Annotated in this window: 15 protein-coding genes; 6 read left to right on the forward strand and 9 right to left on the reverse strand. The window is 59.8% G+C overall.

Annotation, left to right across the window (positions count from 1 at the left end):
• Positions 1–54 precede the first annotated feature (54 nt).
• The 4 genes from BOA8489_RS02130 to BOA8489_RS02145 all read left to right on the forward strand — a co-directional run bounded on the left by BOA8489_RS02130 (position 55) and on the right by BOA8489_RS02145 (position 3,334).
• On the forward strand, positions 55–516 hold the full coding sequence (locus tag BOA8489_RS02130) for a peroxiredoxin (RefSeq protein WP_093972309.1): 462 nt from the start codon (positions 55–57) through the stop codon (positions 514–516).
• A 32-nt stretch (positions 517–548) separates the two neighbouring features.
• Positions 549–1,340 carry a ferritin-like domain-containing protein gene (locus BOA8489_RS02135; protein ID WP_093972497.1) on the forward strand — a complete coding sequence of 264 codons (792 nt, stop codon included), beginning with the start codon at positions 549–551 and terminating at the stop codon, positions 1,338–1,340.
• A 163-nt stretch (positions 1,341–1,503) separates the two neighbouring features.
• The gene (locus BOA8489_RS02140; RefSeq protein WP_245813626.1) at positions 1,504–2,826 is read left to right on the forward strand and encodes a M23 family metallopeptidase; all 1,323 of its coding nucleotides are present in this window, start codon (positions 1,504–1,506) and stop codon (positions 2,824–2,826) included.
• The gene (locus tag BOA8489_RS02145) at positions 2,816–3,334 is read left to right on the forward strand and encodes a bactofilin family protein (RefSeq protein WP_093972311.1); all 519 of its coding nucleotides are present in this window, start codon (positions 2,816–2,818) and stop codon (positions 3,332–3,334) included. The genes BOA8489_RS02140 and BOA8489_RS02145 overlap by 11 nt, the downstream gene beginning before the upstream one ends.
• 126 nt (positions 3,335–3,460) lie before the next feature.
• On the opposite strand, the gene BOA8489_RS02150 is transcribed toward BOA8489_RS02145, so the two are convergent.
• The 6 genes from BOA8489_RS02150 to BOA8489_RS02175 form a co-directional block, all read right to left on the reverse strand.
• Entirely contained in the window at positions 3,461–4,339 is an 879-nt protein-coding gene (locus BOA8489_RS02150; protein ID WP_093972312.1) for an NAD(P)-dependent oxidoreductase, read from the reverse strand.
• A 139-nt stretch (positions 4,340–4,478) separates the two neighbouring features.
• A complete protein-coding gene (locus BOA8489_RS02155; protein WP_093972313.1) occupies positions 4,479–5,264 on the reverse strand; it encodes a DUF2189 domain-containing protein in 786 nt (261 codons plus the stop codon).
• Between the two features lie 42 nt (positions 5,265–5,306).
• On the reverse strand, positions 5,307–6,113 hold the full coding sequence (locus BOA8489_RS02160) for a GNAT family N-acetyltransferase (protein ID WP_093972314.1): 807 nt from the start codon (positions 6,111–6,113) through the stop codon (positions 5,307–5,309).
• Between the two features lie 236 nt (positions 6,114–6,349).
• Positions 6,350–7,477, reverse strand: a complete 1,128-nt coding sequence (gene prfB, locus BOA8489_RS02165) for a peptide chain release factor 2 (RefSeq protein WP_093972315.1) — start codon at positions 7,475–7,477, stop codon at positions 6,350–6,352.
• Between the two features lie 59 nt (positions 7,478–7,536).
• On the reverse strand, positions 7,537–7,956 hold the full coding sequence (locus BOA8489_RS02170) for a thiol-disulfide oxidoreductase DCC family protein (RefSeq protein ID WP_141138212.1): 420 nt from the start codon (positions 7,954–7,956) through the stop codon (positions 7,537–7,539).
• 64 nt (positions 7,957–8,020) lie between these two features.
• Positions 8,021–10,555: a penicillin-binding protein 1A gene (locus BOA8489_RS02175; RefSeq protein WP_093972317.1), complete on the reverse strand. Its 2,535-nt coding sequence runs from the start codon at positions 10,553–10,555 to the stop codon at positions 8,021–8,023.
• A gap of 145 nt (positions 10,556–10,700) precedes the next feature.
• On the opposite strand from BOA8489_RS02175, the gene BOA8489_RS02180 reads away from it, so the two are divergent.
• Complete coding sequence (locus tag BOA8489_RS02180) at positions 10,701–11,303, forward strand: class I SAM-dependent methyltransferase (protein WP_306345741.1); 603 nt, start codon at positions 10,701–10,703, stop codon at positions 11,301–11,303.
• Here BOA8489_RS02180 and BOA8489_RS02185 read toward each other — a convergent pair.
• On the reverse strand, positions 11,293–12,453 hold the full coding sequence (locus BOA8489_RS02185) for an N-acetylmuramoyl-L-alanine amidase (protein WP_176440177.1): 1,161 nt from the start codon (positions 12,451–12,453) through the stop codon (positions 11,293–11,295). The genes BOA8489_RS02180 and BOA8489_RS02185 overlap by 11 nt on opposite strands.
• 121 nt (positions 12,454–12,574) lie before the next feature.
• Positions 12,575–13,726, reverse strand: coding sequence for a pyridoxal phosphate-dependent aminotransferase (locus BOA8489_RS02190; protein WP_093972319.1), 1,152 nt, complete (start codon positions 13,724–13,726; stop codon positions 12,575–12,577).
• A 152-nt stretch (positions 13,727–13,878) separates the two neighbouring features.
• Between BOA8489_RS02190 and BOA8489_RS02195 the strand changes: the two genes are divergently transcribed.
• Entirely contained in the window at positions 13,879–14,634 is a 756-nt protein-coding gene (locus BOA8489_RS02195; protein ID WP_093972320.1) for a DsbA family protein, read from the forward strand.
• 48 nt (positions 14,635–14,682) lie between these two features.
• Here the strand turns inward: BOA8489_RS02195 and ispG are convergent, their stop codons facing one another.
• Positions 14,683–15,810 (reverse strand): flavodoxin-dependent (E)-4-hydroxy-3-methylbut-2-enyl-diphosphate synthase, encoded by a 1,128-nt coding sequence (gene ispG, locus BOA8489_RS02200; RefSeq protein ID WP_093972321.1) that lies wholly within the window; start codon positions 15,808–15,810, stop codon positions 14,683–14,685.
• Between the last annotated feature and the right edge of the window lie 59 nt (positions 15,811–15,869).

The following is a 15,869-nucleotide window of genomic DNA, read 5'->3' on the forward strand; positions in this document are numbered from 1 at the left end:
CCAACAGGCATTCGTGCAGAAATCCGGTCAAAATATCGAAAAAGGAACAGCCCCATGTCGATTGAAGGAAAAACCGCCCCCGACTTCACCCTTCCGCGCGACGGCGGCGGTGAGCTTACCCTCTCCTCGCTGCGCCCCTCCAAGGTCGTGCTCTACTTCTACCCCAAGGACGACACCGGCGGATGCACCAAAGAAGCGCTTGGCTTCACCGAAGTTAAAGCCGCGTTTGAGGCCGCAGGCGCAGTCGTGGTCGGTATCTCGAAAGACACCGCCACCAAGCACGACAAGTTCATCGCCAAGCACGAGCTCGACGTGATCCTCGTGTCCGACGCCGAAAGCGACGTCTGCGAAACCTACGGGACATGGGTCGAAAAACAGATGTACGGCAAAAAGTACTTCGGTATCGAACGCGCGACATTCCTCATTGATGGCCAGGGCAAAGTGATCCGTGAATGGCGCAAGGTCAAAGTCCCCGGCCACGTCGATGAGGTCCTCGCCGCGGTGCAGGACACGTAAGGCCGGTGTCGGAAGCCACCACACTGGCCAACATGGCCGTCGAGGTTCTGAACACCGCCGACGGCCGCGCCAAGACCGCGATCAGCCGCGCCCACGCAGCGCGCTGGGCGCAGGCGCGCGCCGATGGCAAGGATATCGCCGTCGGTCAGGCCACTCCGCCTGACATGCCCGCGCGCCCCGACAAGCCCGAACTACTGTCGCCTCGCGACGTGCCACGCCGCAAACCCGGCACCCCCGAGGGGCGGATCGCCCTTTTGCATGCGGTCGCGCATATCGAACTCAACGCCGTCGACCTGCACTGGGATCTGATCGCGCGGTTTACCCATGTGCCGATGCCGCCCGGCTTTTATGACGACTGGGTCAAGGCAGCGGACGAAGAATCAAAACATTTCAACCTCGTATCGGACAGCCTTGAAGCGATGGGCAGCCATTACGGCGCGCTATCCGCCCATGCCGGGATGTGGCGCGCCGCGACCGACACTCGTGATGACATCATGGGCCGTCTCGCCGTCGTGCCCATGGTGCTGGAAGCCCGCGGCCTCGATGTGACGCCGGGCATGATCGAGGTGTTTCGCAAGGCAAAGGCCGACGATGCCGTGGCCGCCCTTCAGACCATCTACGGCGAGGAAGTCGCCCATGTCGCCTATGGTTCCAAATGGTTCCATTTCCTGTGTGGCCGCGACGGCCTCGATCCGAAACCGACCTTTCACGGACTGGTCAGGCGCTATTTCCATGCCACCCTGAAGCCGCCGTTCAACGAAGAGAAACGCGCCGAAGCCGGGATCCCGCCGGATTTTTACTGGCCCTTAACGGAATCTTCGTGATTCTCGGCGGTATCCTGCCGAACGTGACCCCGATCCCGGCGCGCCGCCGGGTCACTCGCCTGCGCGCTTGCCAGAGTTTTCCACAGCCGTTAACACCGTCCCACTGGCCAGCGTTTTGGCGAAAACGACGCCGGGACGGGGCAACGACGACAGGACGGCCAGAGTGATCAACAGCTTTGCACACAAAATGCACCTTTTGCTCGAGCGTGCAATTCCCGAACAACGACTGTTCTTGCGCTCAGATACCGAAACCCGCTTCATACGCCTCTCTCCTTTTACGCAATTTGTCGGCCTGACCGGCTCTGCGCTTCTGGTGGGCTGGACAATCATTTCGTCGGCCATCTTGTTGATGCAAAGCCTCGGCGCCGGTGATCTGCGCGAACAGGCGCTGCGCGAACAGGCGATCTACGAAGGCCGGCTGAACACACTGGCCGCCGAACGCGACGCCCGCGCCACCGAAGCCTCCGAGGCGCAGGCGCGCTTTGCGGTTGCCCTGTCTGAAGTCTCGGCCATGCAGTCACGGCTCTTGCGCACCGAAGACCGCGCCAAGGAACTGGCCACCGGCATCGACGTCATTCAGACCACCCTGCGCACGATCATGCAGGAACGCGACGCCGAACGCGCCAAGAACGAAGCTCTGGTCGAACGCATCGCCGAAACCGAAGCCGCCAGCCCCGAAGTCACCCGCATGAGCGATCTCGAAACCACGCTCGATTTCCTCAGCGCAGCCCTTGGCGATATCGCGGTCGAACGTGACGAAATGCAGATGTATGTCGCCGAAGCCGAAACCGCGCTGGACCGTGTGGCGATGGATATCCGCCTCGCCGACGAGCGCAACGAACGTATCTTCAGCCAGATCGAAGAGGCCGTCGAAACCTCGCTCAAGCCCATCGACACCATGTTCTCGTCCGTCGGCCTGCCGACCGACAGCATTCTCGATCAGGTGCGCCGCAGCTACTCCGGTCAGGGCGGCCCCCTGACGCCGATCCGCTTCACCACGTCCGGCGACACTGAAGTCGATTCCACGACCGAGCGCGCCAACGACGTCCTCGCACGCCTCGACGAACTCAACCTCTACCGCATCGCAGCCGAGAAACTGCCTTTCGGCTTTCCCGTGCGCGGCTCCTACCGCAGCACCAGCGGCTTCGGGCCGCGTTGGGGACGGATGCACGAGGGTCACGACTGGGCCGGCTCGCGCGGTACGCCGATCCACGCTACAGCCGATGGCACGGTGACCCACGCAGGTCGTCAGGGCGCCTACGGCAACCTGATCAAGATCAGGCACGACTTCGGATTCGAGACGCGATACGCCCATTTGTCGAAAATCCGCGTCGAAGTTGGCCAAAGGGTCTCGCGCGGAGAGCGCATCGGTGATATGGGCAATACCGGACGGTCGACGGGCACACACCTTCACTACGAGGTGCGCGTCGGCGGCACAGCCACCAACCCATTGAAATACATCAAGGCAGCAAGAGATGTTTTCTAAAAGCAAGATAAACGAGCCGGGCCCCAAAGCGGACACTCCGGCAGACACTGAAAAAAAGGCCCCCGACATGAATCAACCAAAACCCGGTACAGACTTCACCTCGTCGACCCCCAAGGCGAAGCCCCCTGCATCCGTGCTTTCGGCTGATCTGAACATCACCGGTGACATCAAGACCACCGGCGACATCCAGATCGAAGGCAAAGTCGAAGGAGACATCCGCGCGCACCTTCTGACCGTTGGCGAAGGCGCCACCGTCAATGGCGAGTGCATTGCCGATGACGTCGTGGTCAATGGCCGTGTCATCGGTAAGGTCCGTGGCCTGAAAGTCCGCCTCACATCGACCGCCCGCGTCGAAGGCGACATCATTCACAAGACAATCGCGATCGAAAGCGGTGCCCACTTCGAAGGCTCCGTCCAGCGTCAGGAAGACCCCCTGAGCGGCGCCAAGGGTGGCATGTCCGCCCCCAAGCCAGCAGCGGCTCCGTCGTCGTCTGACAGCAAAAGCTAAGCCCGAATAGACTTCGGCCCAAAAGCCCGTCGCAAATCGCGGCGGGCTTTTTTGTTGGAACAAATGCTCAAGGCGGAATGATCTCCGCTCGCCAAGCAACCACCGCCAAAGATATCTGCGAAAATCTCAGGCCCGCCCTCGGAGACGTTCGAACAAGACAGCATTGCTGAGCCCGCCCTTGCCGGCCTCGATAGCCTCGGTGGCGTACGTGCCCATGATTTCTACAAAGCGTGCGTCAATTTCCGCATCCCGCATCACCGCGGCAAGCTGTTTCATCGATCCCGCGCTCGTCTCAAGCGTATTGAGCTCGGTCTCGTAGGAACCGCTCGCAATCATCTTCACGGATCGCTCCATGACACCGCTCAAAACCGGCATCAAAGATGTGCCAATGGCGCTAAATTTTTCGAGAGGGATTCCTTCCGCATCGCATATCGCCGCGCCGTTCAGAACACCGAAAAGGAAGCTGAAATAAAGCGAGATAAGCGCAGTATTCAGGGCGGCGGCAGTTCCGGGGTCATCACCCACCCGAATGGCAGACCCTCCAATGGCCTTCGCAATCGGATCGCAGCGCTCAAACGTCGCTTCGTCCCCACCGAACAGGACGAGCAGACCATCCGTGCCGATATCCTTGGGAAACCCCATGATAGCGCCATCAAGGTAGCGCGCACCGACACCCGACGCCCAGCTGGACGCGTCTCGTGCCTGCGTCGGCGTCCCCGTCGAAAGTTGCACGAGGGTTTTTCCGGCAATCCGTTTCTCGATCGTTGTCGTTTTCAGCACCTCATTCATGGCTGCGTAATCGTTGAGGCAGACGACGATCACGTCGCTGGCGTCCACTGCGTCCTCAACGGACGACGCCACTTTCGCGGGGCTGTCGTTGAAAGCCTGCGCTCTTGAGGGATTTCTGTTCCAAACAGTTGTGTCCAACCCTGCGGACACCGTCGCCCTTGCGAGCGCCGAGCCCATCAGACCAAGCCCAAGAACCGAGACATTGCCTACTACCATTTTCGTTCTCCTCGAAAGGCAGCTTACTGGCCTGCCGCAAATCAAGACAATCGCCTATCGAAGTTGAAAATGAGCTCTCGATCCATTCTTCATCGAACTTCGAACGGCAATTTCGTCCGCAAAGCAGCCACCCAGCCGCTCAGACAGGATGATACAACGCCCGCCGATACAGGTGCCAGGTCGCGTGCCCCAGCACCGGCAGCACCACGAACAACCCCAAAAACAACGGCAGCATTGCCACAAATAACAGTCCCGCAATCACAAATGCCCAGGCCCCCAGCACGGCCTTGTTCCTTGAAACCGTCCTGAGGCTCACCAGCATCGCCGTGACGAAATCGATCTCCTTGTCCACCAAAAGCGGCAAAGACATCACCGAAACCCCATAGACCAGAAACGCCACCGCAGCCCCGACGACCGTTTGCATAGCAATCATCGCCAACCCGTTCGCCGTGAAATAGATCTCGTACGACGTGCTGACGTTCGTCAAAGCCGACATGCCAAAGAACATAGCAAACGTCATATGGGCGAAAAAGCTCCAGAACAGAAAGATCAGTGTCAAAATCACCCCGATCCACGGCAGCTGCCGGGTGCGCTCGCGCCAGACCACGGTCAAGATCTCGTGCCGATCCAAAGGCTCACCCGCCTCGATCCGGCGGCTGACCTCGTAAAGCCCAACAGCCGCAAAAGGCGCGACCAGCGGAAAGCCAAGCGCAAAAGCAAGCGTCCAGATGAACGTCCCAGCCCCAAGCCAGAACAGCCCCAACCCCGTGGCCACATAAAACGCACTAAAGGCCAGCCCGAACCCCGGCGCGGCACGAAAATCGTAAAGCCCCGCCTTCAGCGACACCCAAAGCTCGACAAAAGTCACGCGCCCGATCTCCGGGACCGGTGAGGCCTCCAAACGCTCCATATTCGTGTCCGTCATCCGCACCTCCCCTTCACGCTCGGAAGGACGCCAAAAGTCATCCTACTTGGTCACGCGCGCACTCGAAAACTGCGCCGGATCCATTCCATAGTAACTACACCACTTCCCCGGCACCATATCCAGCTTCGCACAAAGCGCCATAGACCCCTCATTCTCGGCACGAACGCCCGTGATGAACTTCGAGAATCCGTTATCCTCGTGCATCGCAACCATCGCGCGCGCGCCCAGGGCCAAGGCGAGTTTGCGACCCTGCCAATCAGGCAAGGTTGACAGCATCCCCCAGAACGCGCTGTCGGCGCGCCGCGAGCCGACATGAAAGGTCTCGATAGAGGCCGCACAGGATATCGCACGCCCGGTTGCCCTCTCCCGCGCCAGAAGAAAGACGCCTTTCCGCGCAGCGCCGCGCAACACTGCCTCCGGCGGAGGCAGAACACCCCCCGCGCCTGCGACCTCGGCAAAATCATCCAAATCCGCCTCGGGGCTGTCCGGCCCGAGGCGCGACACCAACACATCGTCACCAATCGCGTATTTAGACAGATTGCCCCGCGCGCGTGAAACCGAGTCACCCTCGGACACGACATACTCAAAGCGATCCGCCCGATATCCCGCGCGCAACACAGACGCCTTCACCGTATCCGCCGCAGCGTTCGCAATCCAATAGGCCGGGCTCGCGCCCTGTACTTCAATCAGATCGAGAAACCTCTGAACCCCTCCCGTCTCGAAATCTGCAAGCGCAACAAATCGGCCGTACCACGCGAAATCCGGATCATCCTGCACGACGCGAAAAAGCGCCATCGCGCGGCGTGTCATCCGTTGCACGTCGGGCGGTCCATAGAATTTACCCTGCATCCGGCCCCCTCCCGATGTTCAGGCTGCACAGCAATCCGGCCCGAAATCAAGCTGCGCGCCCGCGAGCCCTGTTAACGGTTGCGCGCCGCGGGTTTCCACCGAACGGTCGCACCGACGCAATACGGACGCTTAAGAACGCCTCGTAAGTCATTGATCTTCAGAAAGGTTAACGCGAGACACTAAGTCGCGGCGCTGAGGAAGATGCCCCACCCGGCGCACGCAACCTTCAGAAAAGACTAGTCGTCGCCCTGCGCTTCTGCGCGGCCCATCCCCGACACACCCATTGCAAGTGTGGCGGCCATCAAACCATCCAGATCCCCGTCCAGAACCCCCGAGGAATCACTGGTCTCATATCCGGTGCGCAGGTCTTTTACCATCTGATAGGGCTGCAAGACGTATGACCGGATCTGGTTGCCCCAGCCCGCATCGCCCTTGTTGTCATGGGCTTCTTGAATAGAAGCTGTCCGCCGCTCCAGCTCCATTTGATAAAGCCGTGATTTCAAGGCCTTCATTGCGATATCGCGGTTCTGGTGCTGGGATTTTTCCGAACTGGTCACGACAATATTCGTCGGAATATGGGTGATCCGCACCGCCGAGTCCGTCGTGTTCACGTGCTGCCCACCGGCCCCGGACGACCGGTAGGTATCAATGCGAATATCCGCCGGATTGACCTCGATCTCGATATTGTCGTCGACAACCGGATAGACCCAGACGGACGAGAACGACGTATGCCGCCGCGCCGCACTGTCATAGGGCGAAATTCGCACCAACCGATGCACGCCCGATTCAGATTTCAGCCAACCATAGGCGTTCGGTCCCGAAATCTTGTAAGCCACTGATTTGATGCCGGCTTCTTCCCCCGGAGTTTCCGATTGCAACTCGACCTTATACCCATGTGCTTCGGCCCAGCGGACATACATCCGCGCCAGCATCGACGCCCAGTCGCAACTCTCGGTGCCACCGGCACCCGAGTTGATCTCTAGGAAGGTATCGTTGCCATCCGCTTCGCCATCCAGCAAGGCCTCGATCTCGGCCTGTGCCGCGCGTTCCTTCAAGGATTTCAAAGCGGCTTCCGCTTCCGACACGATGTCCTGATCGTTCTCCATCTCGCCCATCTCGATAAGCTCGATATTGTCGGACAACTCCTGCTTCATCTTCGAATAACGGTCCATCGCGTCGACCAGCATCTGCCGCTCGCGCATCAGTTTTTGCGCGCGATCCGGATCGTCCCAAAGCTTCGGATCCTCGGTCATCGCATTGAACTCTTCAAGACGGTGCCCCGCAGTCTCCCAGTCCAGACGCTGAGCCAGAAGCTTCAGCGATTTTTCGATCGCAGCAACCGTGTTTTCGGCGTCAGCGCGCATGAGGGTATCTCTCCGAGGGGTCCGAGTTGACGCACCTCTATCAACGCCGCAAGCAGCCTTCAAGCGCCGCGCGCCTGCCGCCGTTTGTGCAGGGCGAAAAGCACAGGGGCCAAAACCCCCTCATACACCACGCCCGCAACCTGCCTGATCCCCGGCAAACCCACGACCCGCGCAAGCCCGCCAAACCCAGGCGTTTCTCTCCACAAATGCAGGAAAGCATCGACACCCGAAATCAATTCTCCGCCGCGCAGAACATAGAGACGCCGCGCCGCCATTTCGGGCGTCAAACCATAGGCCCCAAGATCGACCTCATTGAGGTCCGCAAACCCCAGCGCGCCGCCAGACGCCACGACGCGCTCGCGATACATATGGATCTCGCGCGAGCAAATCGGGCAACTCCCATTGTAGATGACTGTGCATTCCTCATTCATGATCCGAACATAAGTCACCCGTCGACCGCGCCAAGCGAAACGCGACAATCCGCCCTTCTTCACCCTTTTGAAAATTCCACGGGGTCCGGGGCAGCGCCCCGGGCGTTGGTCGTCAGTACAGACCGCCGGACGATATCTCACCCGTCGAGGTCTGCCCGGGCGCCACGGGGCTCGTGTTTTCGTCTGTCCCGGATTGCCCCTGCCCGACCTGCGCCACGGACCCGCCCGTGACCAAGGGCAAATTGGCCCCCATCGCGAATCCACCGTCGAAAGTGATCCCGAAAACCGGCTCTTCACCTTCACGGAAATACTCGGCAACCACACTGTCGCCCGTCGCAGTATCCGGCAGACGCGCACCCGTGAAGCGGTCGATCTTGATGAACCGGCCACCCGGCGGCACCTCAAAGCGCCCGGCACCGTATTTTTCCAGCGCCTTCATCATGAACGACTGAAACACCGGACCGCACATGCCGCCACCCGATGCGCCCGACCCCAAAGGCTCCGGCAAGTCATACCCAATGTAGCACCCTGCCGCGATATTCGAGGTAAAGCCCACAAACCACACATCACGCGCGTCGTTCGTCGTGCCGGTCTTGCCCGCCGTCGGCACCCCGAGATTGACCGTCCCCGATGCCGTGCCGCGCTCAACCACGCCCCGCATCATCGAGGTCAACTGATACGCCGTCACCGGATCGATCACCTGCCAGCGATCGGTCTTGATCCTTGGCAGCTCTCCCGTCGGCAAATCATAGACTGAACATTCTTCGCAGACCCGGTCATCATGGCGATAGATCGTTGTCCCCCAGCGATCTTGCACCCGGTCGACAAGCGTCGGCTCAACCCGCTCGCCACCGTTGGCGAACATTGCATAAGCCGAAACCATCTTGAACAGCGTCGTTTCCTGACTTCCCAGAGCATTGGCCAGAAACGGGTCCATCGCATCATAAACGCCAAACCGTTCGGCATAGGCGGCGACCGTGCGCATCCCCACCTCTTCGGCTAGCCGCACCGTCATCAGGTTGCGCGAGCGTTCAATGCCGGTGCGCAGCGGCGTCGGGCCGTAAAATTCGTTCGAGGCGTTCTTGGGTCGCCACACCTGACCTCCGCCCACGTCCACCTCGATGGGCGCATCAATCAAAATGGTCGCGGGAGTGAAACCACTGTCCAAAGCAGCCGCATAGACAAACGGCTTGAATGAAGAACCGGGTTGCCGCGTCGCTTGCGTCGCACGGTTGAACACCGAATGCTGATACGAGAACCCGCCCTGCATCGCGATCACCCGTCCGTTGTTGACGTCCATCGCCATGAAACCGCCTTGAACGCCCGGAATCTGGCGCAGCGAAAAGACCGGATCGTCCTCGGTTCCGCCCTCGTGTCGCACATGGATCACATCGCCGACGTTCAGAATATCGCGTGGGTTAGAGGCCCCACGGATCCAGTTCAAATCCGCCGGTTTGATAAAGTGCCCGTCAACGCCATTATCCCAGCCTTCGATCCCGATTCTGGCAACCGTGTCACGCAGTTCAAGAACAACCGCCGGATACCAGCCCGGAATGTCCCGCGCCACCGCCGTGCCCGCGAGGGCCTGCCGCCAAGCCGCGGTTCCGTCTTCGCCAACACCACTTAGCGCGTCCGGCTCGATCACCGCCGCCGGTCCACGCCATTCGCCCCGAGAACGGTCGTATTTCTCTAGTGCCTCGCGCAGCGCCAAAGCCGCCACGTCCTGCATCTCGGGATCAACCGTCGCCCGCACAGTCAGACCGGCGGACTTGAAACCCTGATCGCCGAAATCACGACTAAGCTGACGCCGAATTTCGTCGGTGAAATAATCGCGCGGCGGCAGTTGCTTGCGAAAACCCTCATAGTCGCCATTCTGCACTGTCGCCAGCGGTGCAGCGCGCGCGGCCTCGAACTCAACCGACGTCAGATAGCCGTTCTGAAACATCTCGCGCAGCACGAAATTCCGTCGCTCGGTGGCGCGTTGGACCTGCAAGACCGGGTGATAGTCGTAAGGCGCCTTCGGCAAGGCCGCCAAATAGGCTGCGTCCTGAGGGGTCAGATCGGCCAGCGTCTTGTTGAAATACGTCTGCGCCGCTGCCGCCACCCCGAACGAGCGGAAACCAAGATCGATCTCGTTAAGGTAAATTTCGAGGATCTTGTCGCGATCCAGCGAATTCACCATCCGGTTGGCCAGAATGATCTCCTTCAATTTGCGATCAACGGTGCGTTCACCGCTTAGAAAGGAAATTTTGGCAACCTGCTGCGGAATGGTCGACGCCCCGCGTACAGACTGACCACGGCTCTCCACCGCTTCATAGGCCGCCGCCGCGATACTGCGCAGATCGAATCCTGCGTGCAGATAGAAATTCTTGTCTTCCGCCGAAATGAACGCGTGTTTCACGAGGTCAGGAATCTCGTCGGCCGCCGCGTAAATCCGCCGTTCCTCGGCGAATTCGTCGATAATGCGCCCCTCGGTCGAATAAATCCGGCTAATTGTCGGCGGCAGGTAATTGGCAAGGCTTTCATGGTCCGGCAAATCGCGGCCATAGACCCAGAATACGGCGCCCACGGTAAGCGCACCCATGACAAGGCCAAGGGTGACCATGCTGAATATCGCGCCAAAAAAGGAAAAAACGAACCGGATCACTCAGCCAACCTCATAGACAGGACTTTTCTATACCGCTCCGCCCCGCCAGCGTCAAAAGGGCCGGAACGTCACATAGGCCAGTAAACGCCCTAAAAGCATAAACGTTTCGTGAGCCCTTGTGCAGCGCGCGTGAAACGGCAATCTCATGCGCATGAGACCCGAAGACATTCTACCAACCTACAACGCTCTCGCAGTCGAGTGGGACACTCAGAGATCACAAGCCCTTTTCGAGCGTAAGTGGCTGGATCGCATGTTGAATTTGGCTCCCGGAAAATCAGTTCTGGACATCGGTTGTGGCGCCGGTCGCCCTATTGCGCGCTATCTTCTGGAAAAAGGCGCGACTGTCACCGGTCTTGATGGTGCGCCCGCAATGCTCAACCTGTTCCAGTCCAACCTGCCCGATGCGCGCGTTATTCTCGCCGACATGCGCGGTGTCGATCTGGGTGAGACCTTCGACGCGCTGCTGGCATGGAATTCATTCTTCCATCTGTCCGCAGACGAGCAGGGCGCGATGTTTGCCGTTTTCGCCCGCCACGCAAACCCCAGCGCGGCCCTGATGTTCACCTCCGGGCCGCGAAAAAGCGAAAGAATCGGACAGGTCGCTGGCCAAAGCGTCTACCACGCGTCGCTTGATCCGTCGGAATACGAAAGCCTGCTCAACGCAAACGGCTTTCGGGTTAAACACTTCCGTCCTGAAGACCCCGAATGTGCCGGTCACACGATATGGCTTGCAGAGTTCACCGCCTAAGGCCCTGCCGCATCAGATAATCCTCGTCCGCCCATTGCATCAGCGCATCTCGAACGGCCTCGGCTGCACTATTGCTCCATGCGTCTGACATCAGCAAAGCGCGGTCCCGCTTGCTCGACAAGAACCCAAGCTCGATCAATACCGAAGGTACTTCCGCGGCTTTCAGAACGGTGAAGCCTCCCGAACGGTGCGGATTGGAGTTCACGACCAGTTCATGACTGCGAAACCCCGCCACGATCCGGGCCGCCAGCGCATCCGACCTCGGCATCGTTTCGCGACGGGCCAAATCCATCAGAACCACCGAAATCTCATCCTCGACCCCTGCCAGATCAACGCCCGCAAGAATATCGTTCTGCGCGTGACGCTCGGCCAGACGCAAAGCCGCTGCATCCGTGACCGTCTCGGCAAGCGTGTACACCGTCATGCCGGAAGCGACGCCATCATCTTCAGCCAGCGAATCAGCATGAAGCGACAGGAAAACATCCGCCCCCGCCGCCCGCGCCAACGTCATCCGCTCGGCGAGCGGGACGAACACATCATCGTCCCGCGTCAATGCGACCTCGAACCGACCGGTCCGCAAGAGCACTTCTTTCAACTCGCGTGCAAAGGCCAGCATCAGATCGGCCTCGTGAAGATCACCGTCTTCCGCCCCCGGATCGATTCCGCCGTGCCCCGGATCAAGCACCACCCGCAAGACGCCCGAAGGCGGTGGAGGCGCAACGATCACACGGCTTATCTCGACCGGATCAATGCCAGCCGCCTCGCGAAAAGCCTCCGCCGTGGTAGGAAGCAATTGCAAGGACATGACCGCCGAGCCATCCGCCATCACCTGCATCTCGGCAGCGTCCACCGCGAGTGGTTCGCGCAACACCACAACCGCACGCGACCATCCGGGACGATAAGCCCCGCTGTTGACCTGCACCACGCTGCCGGTCTGAATCACGGGATCGGCGTCCCAGATCAATTCGGAGAAATCCACGATCAGACGCGGCGGAGCATCAAGCGTATGAACCCGCCATGGCACTGGTTGCGACATCTCTACTCGCATCTCGACCCGGCCGCCCGTGTCCGAAATCACAGCGCCTTCCCCCGCCAGCCGCGCCAAGCCCGCGCCCGGCGTTTCGGCCCAGGTGACATGTGCCAAACACATGAAAATGGACGCACTTAACGCGCGTCTAAAAAAGTTCTGCCTGCTCATCGCCTCGATCTTTTCGAGTTTCTTTATGATTGGATCGACTCTAGCCCAACAGCCGCGAACCGCCAAAGGCTTTTCAACTCACGTGGCCCGCCGCGCGCATATAGGCCTCCAGCCGCGACAGCCCTTCGTCAATGTCCGACGTCGAGCGCGCATAGGAAAACCGAAGTGTCTGCGCGCCCCGCACCTTGTCGAAATCCAGACCCGGCGTAACCGACACCCCCGCCTTGTCCAGAATATCGCGTGCCAGCCCAAGCGCGTCATCCGTGATCGCGCTCACGTCGGCATAAACGTAAAACGCCCCATCCGGCGGCGCGATCCGATCAAAGCCTGCCCGCGGCAACCGCTCAAGCATCATCGCGCGGTTCCTCGCATAGACGTTCAGATTGGCCTCCAACTCGTCCCCGCATTCCATCGCCGCCAACGCCGCGATCTGCGATGCATGGGGCGGACAAATAAACATGTTCTGAGCCAACCGCTCGACTGTGCGCACATGCGCTTCAGGAACGACCATCCAGCCAACACGCCACCCGGTCATCGAATAGTATTTCGAAAACGAGTTTATCACATAAGCCTCATCCGTGATCTCAAGTGCGGACACCGCCTGCCGCTCATACTCGATCCCGTGGTAAATCTCGTCCGAAACGAACGCAGCCCCCCGCGCAGTACAGGCCTCAATCAGCGCCGTCATCGCCGCGCGATCCAGCATGGTGCCGGATGGATTTGCCGGAGACGCTACGATCAATCCGGCAATATCACCGGGCAAATCGGCCGCCACCGGCTGATAGCGGTCCTCGACGCGTGTCTGGATATCGACCGGCTCAAGACTCAAGGCGCGCAAAATCTGGCGATACGACGGATACCCCGGCGCCCCAAGAGCCACGCGTTCGCCCGCGTCGAACAAGGCCGTAAAGGCCAGCAAGAACCCCGCCGATGACCCGGACGTCACAATGACCCGCGCCGGATCAAGCTTAACCCCGTGACGCTCTGCGTAGAGATGCGCGATCCTCGCGCGCAAAGCGGGCAGCCCAAGCGCCACGGTATACCCAAGTGGACCCTCTTCCATCGCTTTGGCCAGGGCCGCCCGCGCCCCCGCCGGGGCCGCAGTGCCGGGCTGACCGACTTCCATGTGAATGATATGACGCCCGGAAGCCTCGGCTTGCGAAGCGGCCTCCATCACATCCATCACAATAAAAGGGTCCACATTCGAGCGACGTGACAAGCGCATCGTACCCGTTCCTTTCAGATCTGCTGAACCTCGTGACTGCCGCCTCCGCAACGTGGCGTCAATGCCCGAAGCTGGTACAAATCTTAGTGAACACCTTGCCATTGCCGGGTGCTGCATGGTCTTGTGCCGCAACATTTTTCCGAGGAGATCTCATGTTTCGCACTTTCCTGATGACAAGCGCCCTTTGCCTTGCCACCGCCCTGCCCGCGTCTGCCACGGACATCGACGCAATGACCGACGGCGAGCGCGACGCGTTTCGCGCCGAAGTCCGGGCCTACCTCCTCGACAATCCAGAAGTGCTGATGGAAGCCATCGCCGTCTTGGAAGAACGCCGCGCGCAGGACGCCGCACAAGCCGACGTTGCTTTGCTCGAAAACTACGGAGAAGAGATTTTTAACGACGGTTTCAGCTATGTCGGAGGCAATCCGGACGGCGATATCACTGTTGTTGAATTCCTCGATTATCAATGCAGCTTCTGCAAACGCGCCTTCCCCGCCGTCGAGGAGCTCATCGCCGGCGACGGCAATATCCGCTTCATTGTAAAGGAATTCCCCATCCTGGGCGACGCATCGGTGCTTGGCTCCCGCTATGCCATTGCCGTAAAGAACCTCTACGGCGACGACGCTTACAAGATCATCCACGACGAACTGATGCTCCTGCGCGGTGGCCTGACGCCGCAGACGCTGGTGCGTCTTTCGGAGGATCAGAACTTCGACCACGATGACATCCGCGCCGAAATGGACAACGAAGACATCACCCGGATCATCGACGCAAACCGCGATCTGGCGGCACGCCTCCAAATCCAGGGAACGCCTAGCTTCATCATGGGCGTTACCTTCGTGCGCGGCTTTCTTGAACTGAACCAGATGCGCCAGGTCATCGCAAGCGAACGGCAAAATCAGGGCTGACCGCCGCGGCCTTCACCCTTTTTCAAATACCCGTAGACACGGGCGGTGTTACTCGGCGGCCTCAACGGCTTGTGACGCCTCGATTTCAGCTGCCTTCTTTTCAACCTGCTCGACGATGTGATCGACCATCGCTTCGTTGGAAAGCTTGTGGCTTTGCTTGCCGGCCAGATACACCATCCCCGAGCCGGCCCCACCGCCGGTAAACCCGACATCCGTCATCAAGGCTTCGCCCGGTCCGTTCACCACGCACCCTATGATCGACAGGCTCATCGGGGTCTTGATGTGCTCCAGTCGTTTCTCCAAAGTCTCTACGGTCTTGATCACATCGAACCCCTGCCGCGCGCAGGACGGGCATGAAATGATATTCACACCGCGATGCCGCAAACCCAGTGACTTCAGGATTTCATAACCGACCTTCACTTCCTCGACCGGATCCGCCGAAAGGCTCACCCGGATCGTGTCCCCGATTCCCATCCACAAGAGATTGCCCAGGCCGATCGCGGATTTGATCGTCCCCGACATCAGACCGCCCGCCTCGGTAATCCCAAGATGGATCGGGGCATCCGTGGCATCCGCCAAGGCCTGATACGCCGCCGCCGCCAGGAACACATCCGACGCCTTGCAACTGATTTTGAATTCGTGAAAATCGTTGTCTTCCAGGATCTTGATGTGATCCAGACCGCTTTCCACCATGGCTTCGGGACACGGCTCGGCATATTTATCCAGAAGATGCTTTTCAAGCGATCCGGCATTCACACCGATCCGGATGGAACAGCCATGATCCTTCGCCGCCTTGATCACTTCCTTCACACGGCTTTCGTCGCCGATGTTGCCCGGATTGATCCGCAAACACGCCGCCCCTGCCTCTGCCGCTTCGATCGCACGTTTGTAATGAAAATGAATATCCGCCACGATCGGTACGGGGCTTTCGCGCACGATCTCCTTCAACGCCGCCGTCGAGGCAGCGTCGGGCGTCGACACGCGCACAATATCGACACCCACATCAACTGCGCGCTGAATTTGTTCGATTGTGGCCTTGATATCGGTCGTCGCCGTGTTCGTCATGGTTTGCACCGTGATCGGCGCATCACCACCCACAGGCACGTTGCCCACATGAATCTGGCGGGACTTGCGGCGATAGATGTTACGCCATGGGCGCACGTGGTTCAGCGACATGAGGCTGCCTCTTGATGGGTAGGTTCCACTATAGATAGGCAAAGCGCGCGGCGCTGGCA

The organism is Boseongicola aestuarii (assembly GCF_900184815.1).
In the GTDB taxonomy this organism is placed as follows: Bacteria; Pseudomonadota; Alphaproteobacteria; order Rhodobacterales; family Rhodobacteraceae; genus Boseongicola; species Boseongicola aestuarii.

What these genes read in the sequence shown, in the direction of transcription:
- BOA8489_RS02145 (WP_093972311.1), top strand. Translation starts at nt 2,816, where the DNA reads ATGTTTTCTAAAAGCAAGATAAACGAGCCGGGCCCCAAAGCGGACACT.
- BOA8489_RS02180 (WP_306345741.1), top strand. Translation starts at nt 10,701, where the DNA reads ATGCGCATGAGACCCGAAGACATTCTACCAACCTACAACGCTCTCGCA.
- BOA8489_RS02155 (WP_093972313.1), bottom strand. Translation starts at nt 5,264, where the DNA reads ATGACGGACACGAATATGGAGCGTTTGGAGGCCTCACCGGTCCCGGAG.
- BOA8489_RS02160 (WP_093972314.1), bottom strand. Translation starts at nt 6,113, where the DNA reads ATGCAGGGTAAATTCTATGGACCGCCCGACGTGCAACGGATGACACGC.
- BOA8489_RS02130 (WP_093972309.1), top strand. Translation starts at nt 55, where the DNA reads ATGTCGATTGAAGGAAAAACCGCCCCCGACTTCACCCTTCCGCGCGAC.
- BOA8489_RS02150 (WP_093972312.1), bottom strand. Translation starts at nt 4,339, where the DNA reads ATGGTAGTAGGCAATGTCTCGGTTCTTGGGCTTGGTCTGATGGGCTCG.
- ispG (WP_093972321.1), bottom strand. Translation starts at nt 15,810, where the DNA reads ATGTCGCTGAACCACGTGCGCCCATGGCGTAACATCTATCGCCGCAAG.
- BOA8489_RS02195 (WP_093972320.1), top strand. Translation starts at nt 13,879, where the DNA reads ATGTTTCGCACTTTCCTGATGACAAGCGCCCTTTGCCTTGCCACCGCC.
- BOA8489_RS02135 (WP_093972497.1), top strand. Translation starts at nt 549, where the DNA reads ATGGCCGTCGAGGTTCTGAACACCGCCGACGGCCGCGCCAAGACCGCG.
- prfB (WP_093972315.1), bottom strand. Translation starts at nt 7,477, where the DNA reads ATGCGCGCTGACGCCGAAAACACGGTTGCTGCGATCGAAAAATCGCTG.
- BOA8489_RS02185 (WP_176440177.1), bottom strand. Translation starts at nt 12,453, where the DNA reads ATGTGTTTGGCACATGTCACCTGGGCCGAAACGCCGGGCGCGGGCTTG.
- BOA8489_RS02190 (WP_093972319.1), bottom strand. Translation starts at nt 13,726, where the DNA reads ATGCGCTTGTCACGTCGCTCGAATGTGGACCCTTTTATTGTGATGGAT.